The 20051-nt window shown below is 70.3% G+C and carries 17 protein-coding genes and 3 pseudogenes; 7 read left to right on the forward strand and 13 right to left on the reverse strand.

The genetic code is table 11. The features are described 5' to 3' along the window. Both HN013_RS29820 and HN013_RS29825 read left to right on the forward strand, forming a co-directional pair. A pseudogene (locus HN013_RS29820) lies at positions 1–196 on the forward strand (isocyanide synthase family protein); the annotation flags it as partial. A gap of 48 nt (positions 197–244) precedes the next feature. Further along, a complete protein-coding gene (locus HN013_RS29825) occupies positions 245–1186 on the forward strand; it encodes an NAD-dependent epimerase/dehydratase family protein (RefSeq protein ID WP_171171748.1) in 942 nt (313 codons plus the stop codon). Positions 1187–1762: 576 nt separating this feature from the next. Here the strand turns inward: HN013_RS29825 and HN013_RS33805 are convergent. From HN013_RS33805 to HN013_RS29835, 3 genes and pseudogenes are all read right to left on the reverse strand, one after another. Continuing rightward, positions 1763–2035, reverse strand: a pseudogene (locus HN013_RS33805) (transposase); the annotation flags it as partial. Positions 2036–2428: 393 nt separating this feature from the next. Continuing rightward, positions 2429–2635, reverse strand: a complete 207-nt coding sequence (locus HN013_RS29830) for a hypothetical protein (RefSeq protein WP_171171746.1) — start codon at positions 2633–2635, stop codon at positions 2429–2431. Positions 2636–2663: 28 nt separating this feature from the next. Then, positions 2664–4114: pseudogene (locus tag HN013_RS29835) on the reverse strand (NF041680 family putative transposase); the annotation flags it as partial. A 176-nt stretch (positions 4115–4290) separates the two neighbouring features. Between HN013_RS29835 and HN013_RS29840 the strand changes: the two are divergent. Further along, positions 4291–4647: a transposase gene (locus HN013_RS29840; RefSeq protein ID WP_249375593.1), complete on the forward strand. Its 357-nt coding sequence runs from the start codon at positions 4291–4293 to the stop codon at positions 4645–4647. Positions 4648–4765: 118 nt separating this feature from the next. Here the strand turns inward: HN013_RS29840 and HN013_RS29845 are convergent, their stop codons facing one another. Next, entirely contained in the window at positions 4766–5038 is a 273-nt protein-coding gene (locus tag HN013_RS29845; RefSeq protein WP_249375595.1) for a DUF6193 family natural product biosynthesis protein, read from the reverse strand. Between the two features lie 218 nt (positions 5039–5256). Between HN013_RS29845 and HN013_RS29850 the strand changes: the two genes are divergently transcribed. Then, positions 5257–5694 carry a glutaredoxin domain-containing protein gene (locus HN013_RS29850; RefSeq protein ID WP_171171779.1) on the forward strand — a complete coding sequence of 146 codons (438 nt, stop codon included), beginning with the start codon at positions 5257–5259 and terminating at the stop codon, positions 5692–5694. Positions 5695–5830: 136 nt separating this feature from the next. On the opposite strand, the gene HN013_RS29855 is transcribed toward HN013_RS29850, so the two are convergent. The 7 genes from HN013_RS29855 to HN013_RS29885 form a co-directional block, all read right to left on the reverse strand. Next, positions 5831–6460, reverse strand: a complete 630-nt coding sequence (locus tag HN013_RS29855) for a DUF4291 domain-containing protein (protein ID WP_171171750.1) — start codon at positions 6458–6460, stop codon at positions 5831–5833. A gap of 136 nt (positions 6461–6596) precedes the next feature. After that, complete coding sequence (locus HN013_RS29860; protein WP_171171752.1) at positions 6597–7082, reverse strand: GNAT family N-acetyltransferase; 486 nt, start codon at positions 7080–7082, stop codon at positions 6597–6599. Between the two features lie 236 nt (positions 7083–7318). Beyond that, entirely contained in the window at positions 7319–8437 is a 1119-nt protein-coding gene (locus tag HN013_RS29865) for a DegT/DnrJ/EryC1/StrS aminotransferase family protein (protein WP_171171754.1), read from the reverse strand. A 51-nt stretch (positions 8438–8488) separates the two neighbouring features. Continuing rightward, a complete protein-coding gene (locus HN013_RS29870) occupies positions 8489–8794 on the reverse strand; it encodes a ferredoxin (RefSeq protein ID WP_171171755.1) in 306 nt (101 codons plus the stop codon). A gap of 63 nt (positions 8795–8857) precedes the next feature. Continuing rightward, positions 8858–9877 (reverse strand): NAD(P)-dependent oxidoreductase, encoded by a 1020-nt coding sequence (locus HN013_RS29875; RefSeq protein WP_171171756.1) that lies wholly within the window; start codon positions 9875–9877, stop codon positions 8858–8860. Continuing rightward, positions 9874–10554 carry a dTDP-4-dehydrorhamnose 3,5-epimerase family protein gene (locus HN013_RS29880; RefSeq protein WP_171171758.1) on the reverse strand — a complete coding sequence of 227 codons (681 nt, stop codon included), beginning with the start codon at positions 10552–10554 and terminating at the stop codon, positions 9874–9876. Before HN013_RS29880 ends, HN013_RS29875 begins: the two co-directional genes overlap by 4 nt. After that, the gene (locus HN013_RS29885) at positions 10536–10742 is read right to left on the reverse strand and encodes a hypothetical protein (protein WP_171171760.1); all 207 of its coding nucleotides are present in this window, start codon (positions 10740–10742) and stop codon (positions 10536–10538) included. Before HN013_RS29885 ends, HN013_RS29880 begins: the two co-directional genes overlap by 19 nt. Positions 10743–12054: 1312 nt before the next feature. Here HN013_RS29885 and HN013_RS29890 point away from each other — a divergent pair. Together HN013_RS29890 and HN013_RS29895 are read left to right on the forward strand one after the other, a co-directional pair. After that, complete coding sequence (locus HN013_RS29890; protein ID WP_171171762.1) at positions 12055–13488, forward strand: MFS transporter; 1434 nt, start codon at positions 12055–12057, stop codon at positions 13486–13488. A gap of 547 nt (positions 13489–14035) precedes the next feature. After that, a complete protein-coding gene (locus HN013_RS29895) occupies positions 14036–16006 on the forward strand; it encodes a transglycosylase domain-containing protein (protein WP_212764993.1) in 1971 nt (656 codons plus the stop codon). 57 nt (positions 16007–16063) lie between these two features. On the opposite strand, the gene HN013_RS29900 is transcribed toward HN013_RS29895, so the two are convergent. Continuing rightward, positions 16064–17344, reverse strand: coding sequence for a hypothetical protein (locus tag HN013_RS29900; RefSeq protein ID WP_249375597.1), 1281 nt, complete (start codon positions 17342–17344; stop codon positions 16064–16066). A gap of 167 nt (positions 17345–17511) precedes the next feature. Then, complete coding sequence (locus HN013_RS29905; protein WP_312018753.1) at positions 17512–18639, reverse strand: amidase domain-containing protein; 1128 nt, start codon at positions 18637–18639, stop codon at positions 17512–17514. A gap of 182 nt (positions 18640–18821) precedes the next feature. Here HN013_RS29905 and HN013_RS29910 point away from each other — a divergent pair, with 182 nt between their 5' ends. Then, positions 18822–20027, forward strand: a complete 1206-nt coding sequence (locus HN013_RS29910) for an alpha/beta hydrolase (protein WP_171171768.1) — start codon at positions 18822–18824, stop codon at positions 20025–20027. Positions 20028–20051 lie beyond the last annotated feature (24 nt).

The following is a 20051-nucleotide window of genomic DNA, read 5'->3' on the forward strand; positions in this document are numbered from 1 at the left end:
CCCCAAATACGGCATCAAACTCCTCAACACCACCAACCCCTGGACCACCCCCTGGCACGCCACCCTCCTCAAACACCCCCACAACACCTACCAACTCCTCCCCCACACCCAAGCCGCCCAACAAGGCACCCCCAACCACCCCACCCACCCCACCCACTACACCACCCACACACCCCACCCACACCACCACCCATAGCGAACACCAACCAACACACCGCCCAACAAGTCGTACTAATGTGCGCAGGTGAGCATCTATGTCGTCGTAGGTTTCGGTCCCGCCGGGGCGGCCACTGCTCGGCTGCTGGCCGAGGAGGGGCATTCGGTACAAGTCATCACCAAGTCGGAGCGCGCCCCGGAGCCTGGCATCGAGCACATCGCGTTGGACGCGACGGATGGTGAGCGACTGGTCGAGGCCGCGCGGGGCGCGGCCGCGATCTTCAGCTGCGCCGCGCCGCCCCTGCATCGCTGGGTCAAGGAATGGCCGCCGCTGGCCTCGTCGGTCTGTGCGGCGGCCGAGGCGACCGGGGCTGCCCTGGTCATGCTGGGCAACCTCTACGGATACGGCCCGGTTGACGGCCTCTTGACCGAGGACCTGCCGCTCACGGCGACCGGCCCCAAGGGGCGAGTGCGCGCCGGCCTCTGGGAGCAGGCACGGAGACTGCACGAGCAGGGACGTATCAGGGCAGTCGAGGTACGGGCCTCGGACTTCTTCGGGCCCGGCGTGACGGACGGCGGACACCTCGCCTCTCGGGTGATGCCGCGTCTGCTGCGCGGCAAGCCGGTCTCCGCCCTCGGGGACCCGGGTGCCCCACACAGCTGGAGCTACCTCCCCGATGTTGCCAGGGCCCTGGTCGAGGTCGCGGGCGACGAACGGGCCTGGGGACGGCCCTGGCACATTCCGACGGAGCCCCCGCTGTCCGTCCGGGAGATGGTGGATCGCCTCGCCGGCCAGGCGGGGACGGGGCCGGTGGCGGTACGTGGGATGCCGTCGGCCGTGTTGGGCCTCGCGTCGGCCTTCTCCCCTCTGATACGCGAACTCAAGGAGATTCGTTACCAGTTCGACGGCCCGTTCGTCGTTGACTCGAGCGCTTACGAGGCAGCGTTCACGGTCCGTGCCACGCCCGTCGACCAGCAGGTCGAGGCCACGGTGGCCTGGTGGCGTGAGCGACTGGCCACCCATAAGTGAATATCCGGCGCGGGGCTCGCGCCGGCCCCGCATCCCCCGGCCGAACGGCGACCGGCCGGGGGGGAACCGGTCCATGCGAAGGGCAACCACGCCACGTGCGTCTCCGCGGCCAGCGACGCGTGCGGCTCGGCAGAGCCCAGGGGTCCCCGCTCTCCGTGCGGCGTCGGAAGGATCAGATAGTCGAAAACGAAGGGGAGATCCACCGCGTGCGCCGCGCCAAGTCGGCCATCGTTGGCAGGTGACCACCAGGCGAACTCGTAGACATAGGGGTACCGCTCTGCACGCCGGAAGGTCGGAACGATCCCACACCCGCGGCACGGCGAGGCTTCCGGCGATGACCGTGGCGCCCGAAAATGGCCGAACAGCGCGACAACGATGTCAGAGCCGCCTCCGGACACATCGATGCTGCGCTGGACTCGGCCCAGCCCGGCGACGATGTCGAGCAGGCCTCGCTTGCGCGGCACGCCGGGCAGGTCGAGTCAGCGCCGCGCCTCAACGCCCCTGTCGCCGGTGAGGTCTCCGCGGACGGCTCCGTCGGTGGTGGTCACGATCAGATTGGACAAGGTTCCCGCGGCTGGGCAGGCCGAGGAGCAGCTGACGCAGCCGGGACGCGTACACATTCCGGTTTTTCAGGCCGTCGTACATGGCGCCGTGCCCACGCCGGTGCTCGGCCACCGAGCGTCGGATCCACTGCCGCTCCCACCGGCCCGCCCGCATACAGCAACGCGCCCACCGGCTCGAACAGTTCGTCCCCGCGCGCGGTCAGGAGTCGAACAGATCGTCCCGGAAGCGGGACGCGGCCGCGGCCGCTTCCCCTGGACCGGCATCAAGCAGCAGGCTCGCCCTCACAGCCTCCGTCTTGATCAGGGCACCTTGGTCGGAGCACACTCTCGTAGCCTGGATCCGGCAAGGTCACGGACCTGCGTTGCCCTCGAAAGCGCCCAGGTTGATCAGGCTTATTCGGTTCGTCCCAGGCGTCCCACCGCACATACTTCTGCGCGCCCCAGTAGTAGTTGTCGTAGCCCATGAGGTCGCCGTGTGTCTCGGCTTCGTGCGCCCTGTCGGGTGTGCCGAACACGGCCAGGAGATCCTCGTACGAGGTCAGGTGGGCGAAATGGGAGAGATGAGGTCCGTAGATCGCGAAGCCGACGACGGCTCCGGCTCGAATCTTGTAGGTGAGCTTGTCGGCGCAGTACAAGAACCCGTCTGACTGGGCAGCGTGATCGACGACCTCGTCGAGGGTCAGCCGCCGCCCGTCGGCGTCGTAGTACTCGCTGTCATGTTGGTCCCGGCGAGGGACCGGGCGACTACGGAGGACTGCGCCTGAATGATGATCCGGCGTGGAATGCTGGTGGCTGGTGCTCCCAGCGCCGTGCCGCCCATCTCGACGGTCGTGAGGTCGAGGTGTGGTCGGGACAGCACGTCCAGGTTGTCGAGGATCTCGATCATCGTCAGAGTCTAGGCCTGACGTGCATCCAGTGCGCCGGGGCTTGGTGCCGGCCTTGTGGTGTGAGGGCTGGGCGCAGGACTCGGCGGTGGCGAGGACGCGTCCGACGTTGTAGCGGGTGACGGGCTGCTGGTTCTGCGAGCCGAGTGGGCGGTCGGGGCCTGGTCGGGTGGGTTTCGGTGCACGAGCCGGCGTGCCCGTCCGTGCGCGCAGGTTCCTGAACCCCCGGCGGACGCGGGCCGGGGTGAGCCCGTTCGGTTCCGCCGGTCGTTCCCACGGTCCGGGGAGGTCCCGTGCGAGTGGCCGGGCGAGGCGGAGTTGCGCGTGTGCGGCCAGGACGAGCCACGTCCAGCGGTCGGCCGCGGCGGAGTCGCGGAGCTTGGGCCGAGTCCTGCCGAGGGTTTGCCTGAGCAGGCGAGCGTGTGCTCGACGTCGAGCCTTCGCAGGAACGCCCGCCAGCACCGGTCGACGTCCTCGGGAGCGATCCCGGTGCCCGACCACCACAGCCGGACCGGCTTGTTGACCCCGCCGCTGGGCAGTTTCGCCACGGTCAACCGGATTACGGTGCCCTCGATGATCGGCAGCGGCCCTTCGTGGTTCCCCCACGCGGTTCTGCGGGTCAGCCGGGGGGGGAGCCGGTCCCACGCCTGCGCGGTCGGGGTCCCGTACCGCTGCGTGGTCGTGGAGGTGACGGTCGACGCCTCGCCCCGGGTGGCCGGGTCGCCGAACACACACTCGCCGCCGTGTTTCGGGGGACGCCCGCCCTGCGGTGGGCAGATCCACGGGACGGGGACCGGCTTGCGCATCACCCGGTCCGGCCTGAGCCGGCCCAGGACCTCGATCGGCGTGTCCTTCAGAAGACGGGCGATCCGAGGCGCGTCGTGCGGCGTCGAGGACGACGAGGACGTCCGGTTGACCCCGCCGCCACTGGCCCGACGCGATGAGGCGTTGGACGACCTCGCGGACCTGGGCGGCGGTGACGGCCGCGAGATCGGCGCGGGGTTCCAGCCGGATCGCGTCGAGCAGCGCGGTCCAGGAGGTGCGGCCGGTCTCCAGCGCGGCGACGATCGAGTAGGGCCAGCCGGGCACCATCTGTGTTTTCCCATGCCCCGGCCGAAGGTGTGGCAGAACGACCGGTCCGAGCACGTGTCCGCGTCCGGCCGCAGCCACGGCGGCACATCCACCGCGAGCACCAGGCGCCCGTCGGCGGCCCGGGGCAACGGCACCCCGACCAGGACCCGCCGCAGCAGGGCGACGTCGACCCTGCCCTGGTTCAGCCCGGCATACAGGGCGCCGCGCCGGTGCTCGGGCGCAAGGGCCAGGTCCACGAGCGTCCGAACCGGGCGGTCGGTGCCCAACAGGGCGTCGCACAGCTTGAAGAGGGCGTCGCCCCGGGCGAGCAGGGACGCGTGGAGCTCGGTTCGGAACGCCGTCACCACCGCGAACGCGTCGCGTTGGACCCCATGCTCGACCCGTTCCACGATCCGGCCTCCACCCGCCGCGCCGACCCTCCCCGCAGGACCAAGCCGCGGACCCACGGACACGCCGTGAACAGGAGAACCCCGAACAAGTTCGAGCCCCGTTCGACGGCGGACCAAAAACGGCAAGTCTAGAGCCTGTTGTGGAAGTGGATCTTGGTCGTTGGTGATCACGTTCCATGGGACGCGGGGAACTGACGAACGGCCAGTGGGACCGGCTTGAACCGCTGCTGCCGCGTGGTATCAAGCCGGGTCGTCCGCCGGTGTGGACCCGGCGGCAGCTGGTAGACGGAATACGGTGGCGGACCCGGAACGGCGCCCCCTGGCGGGATATGCCGGAACGCTACGGGCCGTGGGACCGGGTCCATGACCGGTTCCGGCGCTGGCAGAGGGACAGCACCTGGGCTCGGACCGTCACTCGGATCCAGGCCGAGGCCGATACAAAGGGCATGATCACCTGGGACGTGAACGTCGACTCCACACCAGCAGGATTCACCTTGTGGTCGAGCAGAGGCAGAAGCTGCCGACGGTGGTGATCAGCGGCCCCGCGCGGTCGCTACCAGGCAACTGTGCTGATCGCCGTCCTCAACGAGCGGCCAGGACAGACTCCTCCTCATCGGCGCAGTAGGCAGGCACCGCCCAGCTCGCGCCCGCCTACTTCCCCCTCTCCATGACTACATCCGGAGCCACGTGGCTCACCACGAGAGCGGCGGCTTCCTCAGGTGTCGCGGCCTCGCCAAGGAGGTCGGCATAGCCGGACGTGTAGACCTCGTACGGCGGTCCGCCGTACAGGATGAAGGGAAGGTCGTCGTGGTTCCGTTCAGCCCACGGCGGGGCGCTACGCAGGAAGTGCAGCGTCCCGTGCGTCGGGAAGGGGTAGAGGCCGCGCAGGCACGGCTCGGCGTGTGCGGCCTCGACGACGGCCAAGAGGGAGTCGTCTATTGCCCCCGAGTGCCGGGCTTGCGTTCCAAGAGCCAGCGCCAGGCGGTCGCGACGTCAGGGGCTTCAGGCATGGGTCCATCCTCGAAGCCCCGCGAGCTGCGCGCAAGCAATTCAGCGTCTCGACGGCCACAGCTTTCCTCACAGACCCCAGGGCAACAGCCTGGTCCGCAGAGCTTTTCGACTCACCGATAGCCTGCATGACCATGATGCGCCCTTGGATCCTGCCGATGCTGCTTGTGCTCTGCGGCTCAGCCGTTGCGACTGGACTGGTCCTCGGTGGGAGCCCCGGCGCAGCCGCAGTACTCCTGCTGGCGTTTGTACTGCTCGCAGGCATGAACTCGCCTCTGATATTCCCGAGGCCGATCGGTGCGGTGGAGGCGCAACGCCGCAGCGCGGTCGACGGCCGGCCAGTCGTCTTCTGGCGGCCGGGCTGCAAGTACTGTGTGCGACTGCGTATCCGGTTGGGCCGTAGCGCCCGACAGTTGCATTGGGTCAACATCTGGCGTGACCCGGCTGGAGCGGAAACGGTCAGGGCAGCCAACGACGGCAATGAGACCGTGCCGACCGTCGTCGTGGCGGGTCAGCCGTACACCAATCCCGACCCTGTATGGGTGCTCGAACAACTCTCCCCTCCCGCGTGATCAGGAGCGTGCACGATCGGGGAGGTTCCAGCAGCCCCCGAAAGATCATCAGCCGCGTTGACGCCGTCTGAACCTCCATCGGCGCCGCACGACGTGGACGGAGGTTCAGAGATCACCTCGTTTTGGCGGGACTGGCTCATTGATGTAGGTGGGTCAGAATCTTGTCGTACACGGGGTAGGGGCGTTCATGGGGCAGGAGTTGCCGCGCAGCGTCCATGTCGCTGTCTCGCAGATGGGCGTGGATCGTATGGGCGAGTGATGTGATGTCGGTTGTGGAGACGATCCACTCGTCGGCGTAGAGACGTGCGGCTTCGCCGGCGAGACCGAGCTGGAGTGACCGGTGGGGAAGCGGCTGAAGGCGCAGGTCGCGTTCGGGGTCCCATTGGACGCGGGCCGGGGCCCGCTTCAGCCGGCGCTTCCAGGTGGCGTGGTCGGCGTGGGGCCCGTGCTCGTACCGGGACAGGCAGGCGTGTGCCAGTGCCCACTCGAAGCCTTCACGGGTGATCTCGACGGCGAGGACGGTTTCCTGGCCTTCCTTGGTGCCCCATCCGCAGCGGTACATCATCCACAGGAACGACGGCTTGATCCATGTCATCCGGTTCCGCTGCCACAGCTCCGGGAAGCGGCCCTCCCGGGCCGTCGGCAGACCGATCTCCGGCGGGTACGCCTGGTAGACGGTGACGGTGGAGTCGGTGTACAGGGCGCGGATCTGATACTTGGGTTCTCCCACGGGGACAGGGTGGACACACTGCTTCGCTCGCGCCATCGAATTACCGCAGAGGGACGCTGCCGAGCTTGCGTAGCAGTTGAGGAGCGCCGGCGTCGGCGGATTCGGCAAGCCGGGCCACCGAGAGAGCTGGACCCAGTGGAACCCAAGCCGCCGTTCCTGTCCCCGGCTCCCTTCAGAGTCGGTGGTGCATCACATGCAGCCCGACCAGGCCGTGCTCCGGGTGGTCGAAGGCGTCCGGCACGGTGCCGATCACCTCGAAGCCCAGCGACTTCCACAGGCGCACCGCCGGGCCGTTGGTCTCGACGACCGCGTTGAACTGGATTCCGCGGAAGCCCTCCGCACGGCTCCAGCCGATGACGTACTCGCCGAGCGCGCGCCCGATGCCCTTGCCCTGATGGGCCGGGTCGACCAGGAACGAGGCCGTGCCGATGTGGGAGCCGCGTCCGGGCCGGTTCGGCCCCATCTTCGCCGAACCCACGATCTCGCCCTCTTCCACGGCGACCACAGTGCGCCCCGGCCATTGCTCCATCCACCACGGCCGTGCCTCTTCGAGGGTCTGTCCCTCAGGAAACGCGTATGTCCTGCCTTCGGTCATGATTACCGAGTAGAACCGGTAAATGCCAGGCCAGTCCTCGTCAGAGGCCGTGCGGATCTCCATCCGCCGCAGCATACGCGCGCGGCGTCCCTGACGAAGAGCCACATCCAACTCGGAGGCGGTCCTTGGACGGTTCGGAGCCCGGGTGGCCGGGGTGGCTTGATCGTTCCGTTGATGGGTGGTGGTCATCGTGCCGTTCTCGGCATCGAGAATGCGGCCGCCGGTCGGAGGGGTCCGAGGAAGCTCAAGGAGGCGAAGGGGCCGGCGGCCGCTCGTTGGTCAGGCCAGGTCAGGTTAGGTCAGGCCGGGTCGAGGGTGGAGAGCACCTTGAGCAGGGCCTCGATCACCCGGTCCTGGAGGTCGGGGCGGAGTGAGGGGTACATGGGCAACGAGAAGATCTCGTCGGCGCATTGCTCGGTGGCCGGGAGGTGGGTGTCGCCGGCCGGTGTGCCGGCGAAGGCGGTCATGGTGTGGACGGGCCAGCGGTAGCTGACGTTGAGTTCGATGCCGTGGGTGCGCAGGCGCTCGAGGATGAGGTCGCGTTGCGGGTGGCGCACGACGTACACGTAATAGACGTGGTCGTTCCCGGGCGCGATGTGCGGGAGGACGAGTGGGGTGTCCTTCAGGGCTTCCTGGTATCGGTCGGCGACCGCGCGGCGGGCGGCGATATAGGTGTCGAGCCGACGTAGCTTTCGGCGCAGGATTTCCGCCTGTACTTCGTCGAGTCTGCTGTTGTGGCCGGGCAGGGCCTCGACGAAATAGCGGTCCTCCATACCGTAGTAGCGCAGTCGGCGCAGGGCCCGGTCGGTGTCCGGGCCGCGGGTGAGGACCGCTCCCCCGTCGCCGTAGGCGCCGAGTACTTTGGTGGGGTAGAAGGAATAGGCGGCGGCGTCGCCGAAAGTACCGGCGAGTTGTCCCCGGTGGCGTGCGCCGTGGGCCTGGGCGCAGTCCTCGACGATCGAGAGGCCGTGTGTGCGGGCCAGTTCGGCGATGTCGGTCATGGCGACGCACTGGCCGTACAGGTGAACCGGTACGACGCAACGGGTGCGGGGGGTCACGGCGGCGGCCAGTTGTGCCGTGTCCATCAGATAGGTCGTCGGGTCGATGTCGACGAATTTCACGTCCGCACCGGTACCGGCGATAGCGACGACGGTGGGGGCGGCTGTGTTCGACACGGTGATCACTTCGTCGCCGGGTCCGATGCCGAGCGCCTGGAGCGCCAGCTTCACCGCGTTCGTTCCGTTGTCCACGCCCACGCAGTGGCCGAGGCCATGGTATTCGGCGAATTCCGCCTCGAAATTCCGCACGCTCGGGCCCAGTACCAGGCACCCCGAGGAGAAGACGGTGTCCACGGCATCGAGGATGTCCTCGCGTTCCTCCTCGTACTCCTCGCCATAAGCCCACACCAACACGCTCATGCACACCTCACTTCGCACGTTCATGGATTCGGGAAACGGAAGCCCTCCGCGCTACCGTGCCGGCGCGAGGACGTCCCCCGTTGTGGCGTCGCGGACGGTGATCGCCTCCATCGGGCAGGTGTCGGCGGCGTCCGTCAGGCGCGGGTCGGGGGCGACGGTGGCGTGGACGGGCCGGGCCCTGCCCCCGTCGAGGCGCATGTGTCCGGCGGCGGTCCCCAGGCAGAGTCCGGTGCCGGCGCACACGTTCCGGTCGACCTCGATGCGCCATCGCGGGCCGAGCCCGGAGGCCGGCTGCTCGCGCGTCGGTCCGTGGTCCGGGGATGGCGCCTCTGTGGGGACGGTCGGTGGCTCGGGCATCGTCTTCTCCTCCCTCGATGGCGTGCCGGCGGAAGTACGGCTGAGTTCGCGGCCCGGCGACGGTCACGACGGCTGCCGGCTCTCCACGGTGTGCCGGTGCATGGCGTCCACCGTGCGTTCCAGGGCCTGCTCCAGCGTGAGGCGCGGCTGCCAGCCGGTGACGCCGCGGAAGGCCGCGGAGTCGATTTCCACGCTGTGGAAGTCGCTGAGTTCGGCGTACTCGGGCGGACGTACCGTCAGCACGGGAACCGGGGGCCGACCGGTGCGGGCCGCGACCAGTTCGGCGATCCGGCGGAAGACGGTGCCGAGGGGCTCACCGCGGCCGCTGCCGATCAGCCAGTGACGGCCGGCCAGTTCGTGTCCGTGGTCGAGGGCGGAGGCGAAGGCCAGGGCGACGTCGTCGACGTGCAGCAGGTCGCGGCGGACGGAGCCGTCGTGCCACATGGTGATGGGTTCGCCCGCCAGCGCCCGGGTGGTCATGGCGGCCACGACGCCCTTGGACACGGTGCCGCCGGGGGCACAGCCGATGACGGTGGGCAGGCGCAGGGTGATCCCGTGGACGTTTCCCGCCCCTGTCGCCGCTTCCAGCAGGTGCTCCGCGGCGAGCTTCTGCCGGTCGTAGGCAGTCTGCGGCTCGTCGGGTTCGGAGCCGTCGATGCGCAGGGCGGCGGGCATGCCGACCTGACTGGCCGCTCCGGCGTAGATCACGGTGGCCGGGCGTCCGTCGGGGCCGGGGCGCAGGATGTCGGTCAGGTGGCGCATGGATCCGACGTTGACGCGTTCGGCGACGGGGTCCGCCCCTCGCCAGTTGGTGCCGCTGGACATGTGGGCCAGCAGGTGGATGACGACGTCGGACCCGGCGACGGCGGCGGCGAGGGCTGCCCGGTCGGTGGCGTCGGCGGTGCGCACTTCTGTGTCGTTGGCGTCCTTGACGTCCTTGACGGCCGCAGGGGGCCGGTGGCCCCGGGTGACCAGGCGCAGCCGGACCGGACGGCGGGCGAGCTCGGCCGCGACGGCCGATCCGACGAATCCGGAGGCGCCGAGCACCGTCACCAGCGGCCGCCCGTCGTGCGCCGCGTTCATGCGTCGCTCCCCTGCGGCCCCGGCGTGCCCGGTGTACCTGGGACCGTGCCGGGCCGTGTGTGCGCCTCCGCCGGCGGCGTGCCGTAGAGGGCTGCTTCGACGGCCAGGGATGTGTCGTAGTGCGGCAGCAGGTCCCGGTCGGCGGCCTCGGCCAGGGTCAGGGCGTCGCGGTCGCGTTCGGAGAGGATGACGGTCCCGTCGTGCGGAACGGGGAGGTCCAGGGTCGGGTCGAAGACAGAGACGGCCTGCTCGTGTGCGGCTGTGTAGCCGACGGAGAGCAGGTAGGTCATGGCGGTGTCCTCCAGGGCGACGAAGGCGTGGCCGACGCCGATGGGGAGGTAGACGCCGCTGGGGTGTTCGGCGGTGAGCACGACCGACTCCCAGACCCCGAAGGTGGGTGAGCCGACGCGCACGTCCACCACGATGTCCAGCGCCCTGCCCTGGGAACAGTGGACGTATTTGGCCTGGCCCGGCGGAGTCGTGGTGAAGTGGACGCCGCGTACGACCCCACGGCGCGAACGGCTGTGGTTGGTCTGCCGGACGGGGAACAGGCCGTGTCCTGTGGCCGCGGTGAATGCCGCTTCCTGGTAGGGCGAGGCGAGGTGGCCGCGGGCATCGGGGAAGGTGTCGGGGACACAGTGGTAGGCGCCGGCGATCTTCAGTTCACGGACGTCCATGGGGACCTTTCGGTGTGGGTGCCGACGATGACGATGAGGTCGGGGCCGTCGTTGTCCAGTGGCACGAAGGCGGCGACGAGTCCTGCCGCCGCGGACGCCGCCCGGTATGCGTGCCGGATGCCCGTGCCGGGCCGCGCGAAGACGTCTCGTCGGTGCCGAACAGGGTGCCGACGGCGCTGAGCAGGCACGTCACCATGTCGAGGGCGCGATCGCGGTCGGAGACCGTGGCGGTGGTGCCGTACGCGCCCGTACCGGCCGCCCGTCCGGACGTCCGGTCCGCCGACGGGCACGGGCACAGGCGCGAACCCCGGCACGAGCGGGCGCGCCCGTCGGCGTACGGAACAGCCTCCCGCGGGGCACGGCGTCCCGGGGTGTCGGCGTGGCCGCGTTCCTGGGCGGTCGGCGTCAGCTCGCGCACGTGTCGCTCTCGGTTCGGAGCGTGTCCCGGCACGAGGCCGACAGACAAGGGCGGGCCGCCGGGCAGCGGGCCGGTACGGGCGATCGCACGGCACCTGACGAACGTACCTCGCGGCATCGACGTCACTACCTCCGGCGCTGGGGCGGACTTCTCGTTCAAGGACGTAGCGGGAAGCAGAAGTCGGTTCGGGCACGGTCGGGGCAAGCTGCGCTGCTGACGGCCCACCAGAACGATGGACCTGCAAGACCGTTCAAGGAAAGCGGTGTTCGAACCTCCGGTCATACCCGCGAATCGGCCACGACCGCGTCACCTCATGGCTCCGCGCGCGCTCTCCCGCCGTAGCGGACGCCGGCACCGTGCGTGACGGCCTGGGCGTTCAAGTTCTGCCCCTCACCGGTTGAACACCGGATCGGGTCTTCCGCGCACCGCGTCTCCCGTTCCCTCTCCCCCGGCCCGCCCGGCGTCACCGACGTGCCGACAGCAACAAGGTGAACCAATGGGCCAACCAACCGGAAAACAGGCCGGCGGACAAGCCCGGCGGACAGCCTCTCCCCCAAGACGACGCACAGAATGACGGAGAAGACGGGCAAACGACGGAGAAAAGGCGCCGCCGTTCCCGGACGCCTGCCACTCCGCGTTCCCCCTATGGCGTTCCCCCTATGGGCGTTCCCCATATGCCGGGGAGGCACCGCCCGTCGGCCGTGCCGCCCGCTGCGGGGGATGTGCGGGCCGGGTGCGGGCCGACGGGCGGCCGGGAGAGGGCCGTATCCGGACGTTCGGCGACGGCCCCGCCCGTGTCATGCTGGCATGCGGAGGCGGCCCTCCGGCCGGGCTCCGCACAGGTGACGAGCGTGAGCAATCTCCCCTCGCGGGCCGGGAACCACCGTGCTCCACCGGCCGACTTCCTCGGAGCGGCGCCCTTCCCCGGAGCGGCACCGGATGCCCGCCGGGCTCGCCCGGACCGGGGAACCCTTCCGCGGGCGCATCCGACCACCGGGACAGCGGCCGCCTGCGGTACGCATCGGCCGAGCTTCTCAACACCCGGTCAGTGACGGCCTCCTGGGCCTCGAAGGGGACACGTGATGCAGCGCGACGCGAAAGATCTCCCGATAGGGAAGCGGGACCCGGCGGAGGACGGGCGGCCACGGTGGGTGCTGGTCGCCATCGCCGGTGTGCTGTCGTTCGTGGCCATGCTCGACATGAACATCGTCAACGTCTCGCTCGCCGATATCGCACGGGACCTCCGCGTCTCCGCGCCGATGGCGCAGTGGGCGGTACTGGGCTACCAACTCGCCGTAGTCGCCCTGCTGTTGCCCGCCGGGCGGTGGCTCGACGTCAGCGGCAGCGGCACGGGAACCGGTCTGCGGTCCGCCGTCCTGATGTCCACCTCCGGGTTCGCCCTGTGCGGTCTGCTGTCCGCGGCGTCGCCCTGGATGCCCATGCTGGCCACGGCCCGTGTCCTCCAAGGGGCCTTCGGGGCCGTGCTGTTCGTCCTCATGCCCGTACTGGCCGCACGGTCCGTGCCGCCGCACCTGCGCGGGCGGGCCATGAGCGTGCCGGCGACGCTGGGGCCTCTCGGTGCCGTCACCGGTCCCGCCGTGGGTGGTGTCCTCCTGGACGCGTTCGGCTGGCGGGCGGTGTTCCTCGTCAAGCTTCCGTTCTGTGTGGCGGCGCTGCTGGTGGCCCGCCGTGTCCTGCCCGGGCCGGGGCGCCCGGTGCCGCCGAACCGGCGGCTCCTGGCCGACGCCGGCCTCGTCGGCAGCGCCATCACGGCCCTGCTGCTGGCCCTGACCCTCGCCCCCACCTCCCCCGTCTGGCTCCTGCTGGTGCTCGCCGCCCTGCCTCCCGCGGTGCGGTGGCTGCGTGGCCCGGGCGCCCGGCCGGTCATCGACGTCGTCCGTGCCTCGGGTACGCACGGCGTCTACGCGGCCGTGTTCGCACTCGCCTGTGGCTTCGGTGCCATGCATTACGTCGTGGCCCTGCGGCTGCAGGACGACAGCGGGCTGTCGGCGACGGCCACCGGGCTGACCGTCCTGGCCTTCCCCCTCGCCATGGGCATCGCCGGCCCCCTGGGCGGCCGCCTCGCCGACCGGTACGGGCACCGTCCCACCGCCGTCGCCGGAGCCACCCTCACCACACTCGGACTGTTCCTGCTCACCCTCCTCGGCCGCGGCGACTGGTCCTCGGCCGATGTCGCCTGGCGGATGGCCCTCGCCGGTGCCGGCATGGGCCTGTACGGAGGCCCCACCCAGGCCCTCGTGATGAACGCCGCCCCGCCGCGCTCCGCGGGCACCGCCGGCTCCGCCGTCCAGCTCTCCCGCAACCTCGGCTTCACCCTCGGCCCCGCCCTCGCCTCCGCCACCTGGGGCCTGGCCGGATCCCCCCACGGCGCCCGCTACGCCCTGGCGGTCGCCGCGGCGGCCGCCGCACTCGCCTTCGTGCTCCTGGTTCTGCGCCGCGCCACCGCCGGTGAGTCGGAGGGCGCCCCTGCCTCCGCGCCTCCCGTCAGCCGCTGAGGCGTCTTCGTCGCCGCTTCCGTGTCGTCCGCCTGCTCGTGAAGGCGCGTCACGAGCCGTTCGGTGAGCCACGGGCGGTTCCCCGGCCGACAGGAGGCGGGCGATCCTGTCGCGGGGCGCGGCGGACGCGTCCTCGTGGGCCGTCTCGGTCGCGGTGTCCGGCCCCGCCGTCCCGGGAACCTGCCAACCCCCCGTGAGCGTCATCCGGTCGCAGGCGTACCCTTCGTACCGGGAGAAACGGTGGGCGGCATTCCGCCGGGTCGGCCGTTCCGGCAGGGGGCCGTTCGGCGCGGTGACGGCCGGGCCGTCGGCGTGCACAGGTTTCCCGGGTACTGTCGTCGTTCTTCTCAAGGCGCACGGCAGGAAGCAACAGTGGAACGTGATGTTTTCGCGACAGACCGGCACAATCCCCTGGGATCCGATCCCATAGGGTCGAGCAGTGATCGAACGTCGTAAAGGGGCACATGCCCGGAAGGCCTCCGTTCCCGCCGTCCCGCGTCGGCTTCCGGGCACCGGCCGGGGGGCCGCGCGCCGCCTCGGGCGGCGGTTGCGTCCGGTGTATCCGCGTCAGGGGCGGTCGGGCTGGCGGCGCTGGGTCCCGTCCTGGCGGCAGACCCTGGGGCTGATATTTTCCTGTGTCGGCGTCATCACCGGGCTCCTGGCGATCCTGTACGCGCGCACGGAGATACCCGCCGACCTCAACGCCTTCGCCACCCAGCAGGACAACGTCTACTACTGGGCCGACGGCACCGAGATGGCCCGCACCGGCGAGGTCAACCGGCAGGACCTGCCCCTCGACAAGGTCCCCGAGAAGGTGCGGTGGGCCGCTCTGGCGGCCGAGAACGAGACGTTCTACTCCGACAGCGGGGTCTCCCCCAGCGGCATGGTCCGCGCCGTCTCCAAGATGATCACCGGGGGCAGCACCCAGGGCGGTTCCACCATCACGCAGCAGTACGTGAAGAACGCCTACCTGAACCAGGAGCAGACGTTCTCCCGCAAGCTCAGCGAGATGTTCATCGCCATCAAGCTCGACCGCAAGATGGACAAGGACGAGATCCTCGAACGCTATCTGAACACCAGTTGGTACGGGCGCGGAACCTACGGCATCCAGCGGGCCGCGCACGCCTACTACAACAAGGACGTCTCGGAGCTCAACGCGAGCGAGGGCGCCTTCCTCGCCTCCCTGCTCAAGGGGGCGGCCCTCTACGACCCCGCCGTCAGCGCCAAGAACCACGAGCGCGCCGTCGAGCGGTGGGAGTGGGTGCTGGACCGGATGGTGGCCATCGGCAAGCTCTCCAAGGAGGAGCGCGCCCGGTACACCCGCTTCCCCGAGCCCGTGGCGCCGCCCCGGCCCGCGGGGCTGTCGGGCCAGACCGGCTACCTGGTGGAGACCGCCCGCGCCTATGTGAGCGCGCACACGGACATCTCCGACCAGGACTTCGCCCGCGGCGGCTACCAGATCCACACCACCTTCGACCGGAAGGGGGTGGCGGCGCTGGCCAAGGCCGTGGGCACGGTACGCCCGACGCTCGGCCCGGATCCCCGCCGCCCCGACCGCACCGTGCGGATCGGCGCGGCCTCCGTGACCACCGACGGACGCATCACCGCCCTCTACGGCGGTGAGGACTACCTGAAGCAGGGTTTCAACGACGCCAACTCCTCCGTCGTGCCCGCGGGGAGCGCGTTCACCCCGTTCGTCTACGCCGCGGCGCTGCGCGACGGCGTCCAGCGCGAGCGCGGCAAGCCGCGGACGCCCGTCACCCCGGCCACGCTCTACGACGGCGACAACAAGATCTCGCTGCTCACTCCGGAGGGCCCCTACTGGGACCGCTCGGGAAAGATCGTCAAGGCCGTCAACGACAACGACAGGTCCTGGGGCAGGATCTCCCTCAAGAACGCGGTGGCGCAGTCCGTCAACACCTCGATGATGCAGCTGGGCATGGACGTCGGTCTGGACCGCGTCGGCAAGGTGGGGGTGGACACCGGTCTGCTGGAGAGCAGCCTCGGGGAGAAGCTCCCGTCGTTCTCGCTCGGCACGGCGACCCCCAGCGCGATCCGCATGGCCGACGCCTACGCCACGTTCGCGGCCCGCGGCCGGCACACCGACCCCTACTCGGTCACCGGGCTGACCCGCAACGGGGAGGACGTGCCCGTGGAGAAGCCGAAGCCCCGCCAGGCGCTGCCCGCTCCCGTGGCCAAGGCCGTGGACGAGGCGCTGCGGGAGGCCGTCCGTCATGGCAGCGCGGCCGCTGCCAAGGCCGCCGGGGCCGGGGCGGCGGGCAAGACCGGTACCGCGCAGGACAACAAGTCGGCCTGGTTCGTCGGTTACCGGGGCGGGCTCTCGACGGCGGTGTCCCTGGCCCGTATCGATCCCAGGAGCCAGGAGCTCCTGCCGCTGGACAAGCTGGGCGCTGCGTCCTCAGGGTCGGCCGGGTCGTCCGGGTCCTCCCGGTCGTCCAGGTCCCCCGGCTCCTTCCCCCTCGGTGTCTGGACCGAGTACATGACCGCGCGCCCCTGAGGGGGCAGGTGGCGGGGGCGCGGCCCGGGTGGGACACCGGGCCGCGCCGGTGACGGGTCACTTCACCACGGTCGCCCAGTCCGGGGCCTGGGCCGGGTCCAGGGCGCGCAGCCTGGCCAGCACGTCGGGGTCCTGGGCGTCCAGCCAGTCGGCCAGTTGCTTGAAGGACACGCAGCGGACGCCGTCCCGCTTGCACACCGACTTCATGACGTCCTCGATGGCCTTCATATATATGCCACCGTTCCAGTCCTCGAAGTGGTTGCCTATGAAGAGCGGGGCACGGCTGCCGTTGTAGACGCGCTCGAATCCGTTGAGGTAGCCGTCCCGGGTCAGTTTCCGCCACTCGGCGTATTTCGCAGGATCGCCCTTGGTGTTGTCGCCGGACTGGTTGTAGAGGAAATTGAAGTCCATGGACAGGACCTGCTTCTCGCTCTTGGGGTAGGGCAGGAGCTGGAGCGGGAAGTTCCATATGCCGTCGATCTGGGACGGCCATATCTGGAAGTCGCCGGGCGAGCTGGCGTCGTACCGCCAGTCGTACGTCTTCGCGGCCTTGAGCAGGTTCTTCTGGCCCTCCAGGCACGGTGCCCGGCCGCCGGCCAGCTCCTTGTCGTAGTCGAAGGGGAGCGGCGGCAGGTCCTTGTAGCCGGTGTTCGTCTTCCAGTTCTTCACGAAGGAGTACGACTGGTCGATCTCGCTCTTCCATTCGGCGACGCTCCAGTCGCCGCCGCCCTTCTTCCCGCAGAAGTGGCCGTTGAAGTGCGTGCCTATTTCATTGCCGTCCAGCCAGGCCGAGCGGACCTCCCGTAGGGTGTCCCGGATATGGGCGTCCGTCGCGTAGGAGATCGCCGACGCCCCCGGCTTGTGCTGCGGCGGCAGGTACTTCGCGGCCTTCGATTTCGGCAGCAGATAGGTGCCGGTGAGGAAGAAGGTCATCTTCGCGTTGTTCTGCTTCGCGACCTGGCGGAAGTGCGAGAAGAGGTGGTCGTCGCCCTCCAGGGCGCCGTCCCAGGAGAAGACGACGAACTGCGGGGGCTTCTGGCCGGGCTTCAGCTTCTCCGGTTTCGGCTGCTTCGGCTGGGGGCCGGTGTACGACGTGGAGCCGTCGCCGAGCACCCTGACCTTCCCGTCCCACTTCTCCTCGGGCTTCCGGCGGCTCTGCGGGCGGTTCCGCCGGTCGGAAGCGGAATCCTTCGACGGGGCCGCGGAGGGCGTCGCGGCGGCCTTCTTCTCCCCGGCGGGCTTTCCCCGGTCGTCCCCGGAGTCGCAGGCCGACAGCCCGAAGGCGACAGCGGCCGCGGTGACCAGGGCCGTCGCGCCCTGCAAGGTCCTCTTCGACAACTTCGTACCCCCTGGCACCAAAACACACATTCGGTGCTCCAGTATCACAGGGCCGGACCACCACCCGGTCCACCGCCCCACGATCCGGACCCGTCGGCCCGCGGTGAACCGGAGCGTTCACGGCACCGGCCGCACGGCGTGCGCCGCACGGCCGGTGCCGCCGCCCGTCAGGTGCGGTAGGCGTAGTACACGGCGGTCGGGTAGGACGCGATGATGCTCGCGACCGACTTCCGGTACGTGTTGGTGGAGTGGTACGTGAGGTACGGGACGCCGTTCCGGCTCCGGTACGTCGTCATCATCGAGTGGTCCTTGGACCCGTCACCGTCGAAGTCCATCTGCATGACGTCGCCGACGTCCATCTGGTACACGTTCGACAGGCTGGTCACGCGCTTGGAGTTCAGCGCGTACCAGGACCACTCGTTGACCCCGACCCAGCTGTCGGACTGGTTCGACGAGCTGTACCACCACTTGCGGTAGTCCGCGGCCGAGCCGGTCTCGGGCTTCCAGCCGCCGGCCTTCAGGGCCTGGCTGAGGAAGTTGGTGCAGTCGCCGCCGGCGTCGTTGAACTTCCGGTAGGCGGGGTTGTAGCTGCGCCAGTACTTCTCCGTGTACGCGGCCATGGCCGCGTAGTTGTAGCCGGAGGTCGTCCGCTTCGGCGCGGACCGGGCGGGCCACGACGTGGACGCCCGGGGGGCGCTGGGCGTGGGGCCCGCGGTCGCGACGGCCTTCCGCACGGTGGGGGCGTTGATCGCGACGGGGCCGGCGTCCTTGGACGTGATGCCCGTCAGCTCCCACGTGCCGCCCGCGCGGGCGGCGAAGCGCACCTCGTGCCGGGCCTTGAAGCCGGTCGTGCCCGGCTCGTCGCCGCGGATCTTCTTGTAGGTGAGCGTCGTGGTCTCGGTGATCTGCACGACGGCACGGCCGCCCAGGGAGCGGGTCCCGTCCACGGTGACCCGTGTGTCGGCGCCGGTGTACGCCTCGCCCAGGGCGGCGAGCCGCTTCTTGCGCGCCTCCAGCGTCGACACGCCTGCCTTCTCCGCCTTGGCCACGCCTGCCGACAGGCGCACCTTGCGGTCGGGCTGGGTGGCTATTCGCGGCGTCTTCCGCGCGTCCAGCAGCGCCGCCGTACGGCCGGTGAGGACGGCGTCCGCGGCGCGGCCGAAGGAGGCGACCGTCGCCTTGTCCACCGCGCCGGGCCGCGCGGCCGCGTTCGCGGTCGAGGCGGGCACCAGCACCGCCGGCACGGCCACGGCCAGCACGGCCCCGACGGCTGCTCTGAGAGTGGTTGGTTTCACGAAGTTTCCCCTTGTCACCCGGTCCGCACGGACCGGGCACGGAATCTTCGCACGAACGCCCGAAACCAGGAATCCTGCCCCCGGAGCCCCGTCGGCCTCGCCCGGAACGGCCGGTGACGGCCCGTCTCCCGAACGGCGAAAAAGCATGGTTCCTGGTCGCACGGGTGCTCTAGGGTCCAGGCATGCCGAGACTTCCAGGAGCGGCGTTCGTCGCCGCACTCGCCTGCTTACTCCCCTTGACCGCGACGGGCGCGGCCTCCGCGGCCGCGGGGCCCTCGGCGCCGGCGGCGGCCGCCGCCGGCGTCACCCCTCCCGACGCGAGCGCGGTCCCCCGGCTGCCCGCGCCCACCGGGCCGTACGCGGTCGGCCGTTCGACGTTCCACCTCGTCGACCACGGCCGCGAGGACCCCTGGGTGCCGGAGGCGGACGGCCGCGAGCTGATGGTCGACATCTCCTACCCGGCACGCCGCGGCGCGGGGCGGCCGGCGGCGTACGCCACCACGGAGGAGGTCCGCCTGCTGCTGGAGGACCGCAAGCTGGACGGCGTCATCCCCGCGGAGAAGCTCAGCGCCACCCGCACCAACAGCCGCGTCGACGCGCCGCCGGTGCCCGGGAGGCATCCGCTCGTGGTGCTCTCCCCCGGCTTCTCCGTCTCCCGCTACACGCTCACCGCTCTCGCCGAGGAACTCGCGGGGCGGGGCTATGTCGTGGCCTCGATCGACCACGCCTACGAGTCCGTCGGCACCCTCTTCCCCGGCGGCCGGATGCTGACCTGTGTGGCCTGCCGGAAGGCGAAGACCCCGGAGGACTTCAAGGCCGCCGTGGCCGGCCGGGGCAAGGACGCGTCCTTCGTCCTGGACCGGCTGACGGGGACTCAATCCCCTTGGAAATACTCGTACATGATCGATCGTCACCGGATCGGCATGGCCGGTCATTCGCTCGGGGGCGCGAGCGCGGCGGCGACCATGGCGGGCGACCGCCGGGTGCTGGCCGGGGTGAACATGGACGGCGCCTTCCAGGAAGGGGTGCCCGCGGGCGGGCTCGGCGGGCGGCCGTTCATGATGCTCGGCACCGACGACGAGATCCATCGTCCCGGCGGCAGGGACACGTCCTGGGACACGGCGTGGCGCCGGCTGGACGGATGGAAGCGGTGGCTGACCGTGGCCGGCGCGGACCACTTCAGCTTCTCCGACGTTCCCTTCCTCGCCGAGCAGGTCCTCCCGCCGGGCACACCCGGCCCGGGCGCGGGTCTTCCCGGACCGCGGTCCGTCGAGATCACCCGCGCCTACGTCGCCGCCTTCTTCGACCTGCACCTGCGGCGCATCCCCCAGCCTCTGCTCGCGGGACCCACGCCGAACAATCCGGAAGTGAAGTTCAACCGGCCCTGACCCCGGGCCGCGGAAAGGAGTACG

This window comes from Streptomyces sp. I05A-00742 (assembly GCF_013055795.1).
In the GTDB taxonomy this organism is placed as follows: Bacteria; Actinomycetota; Actinomycetes; order Streptomycetales; family Streptomycetaceae; genus Streptomyces.

What these genes read in the sequence shown, in the direction of transcription:
- HN013_RS29880 (WP_171171758.1), bottom strand. Translation starts at nt 10,554, where the DNA reads ATGGACGTCCGTGAACTGAAGATCGCCGGCGCCTACCACTGTGTCCCC.
- HN013_RS29910 (WP_171171768.1), top strand. Translation starts at nt 18,822, where the DNA reads ATGCCGAGACTTCCAGGAGCGGCGTTCGTCGCCGCACTCGCCTGCTTA.
- HN013_RS29840 (WP_249375593.1), top strand. Translation starts at nt 4,291, where the DNA reads ATGGGACGCGGGGAACTGACGAACGGCCAGTGGGACCGGCTTGAACCG.
- HN013_RS29860 (WP_171171752.1), bottom strand. Translation starts at nt 7,082, where the DNA reads ATGGAGATCCGCACGGCCTCTGACGAGGACTGGCCTGGCATTTACCGG.
- HN013_RS29850 (WP_171171779.1), top strand. Translation starts at nt 5,257, where the DNA reads ATGATGCGCCCTTGGATCCTGCCGATGCTGCTTGTGCTCTGCGGCTCA.
- HN013_RS29865 (WP_171171754.1), bottom strand. Translation starts at nt 8,437, where the DNA reads ATGAGCGTGTTGGTGTGGGCTTATGGCGAGGAGTACGAGGAGGAACGC.
- HN013_RS29875 (WP_171171756.1), bottom strand. Translation starts at nt 9,877, where the DNA reads ATGAACGCGGCGCACGACGGGCGGCCGCTGGTGACGGTGCTCGGCGCC.
- HN013_RS29855 (WP_171171750.1), bottom strand. Translation starts at nt 6,460, where the DNA reads ATGGCGCGAGCGAAGCAGTGTGTCCACCCTGTCCCCGTGGGAGAACCC.
- HN013_RS29870 (WP_171171755.1), bottom strand. Translation starts at nt 8,794, where the DNA reads ATGCCCGAGCCACCGACCGTCCCCACAGAGGCGCCATCCCCGGACCAC.
- HN013_RS29890 (WP_171171762.1), top strand. Translation starts at nt 12,055, where the DNA reads ATGCAGCGCGACGCGAAAGATCTCCCGATAGGGAAGCGGGACCCGGCG.
- HN013_RS29830 (WP_171171746.1), bottom strand. Translation starts at nt 2,635, where the DNA reads ATGATCGAGATCCTCGACAACCTGGACGTGCTGTCCCGACCACACCTC.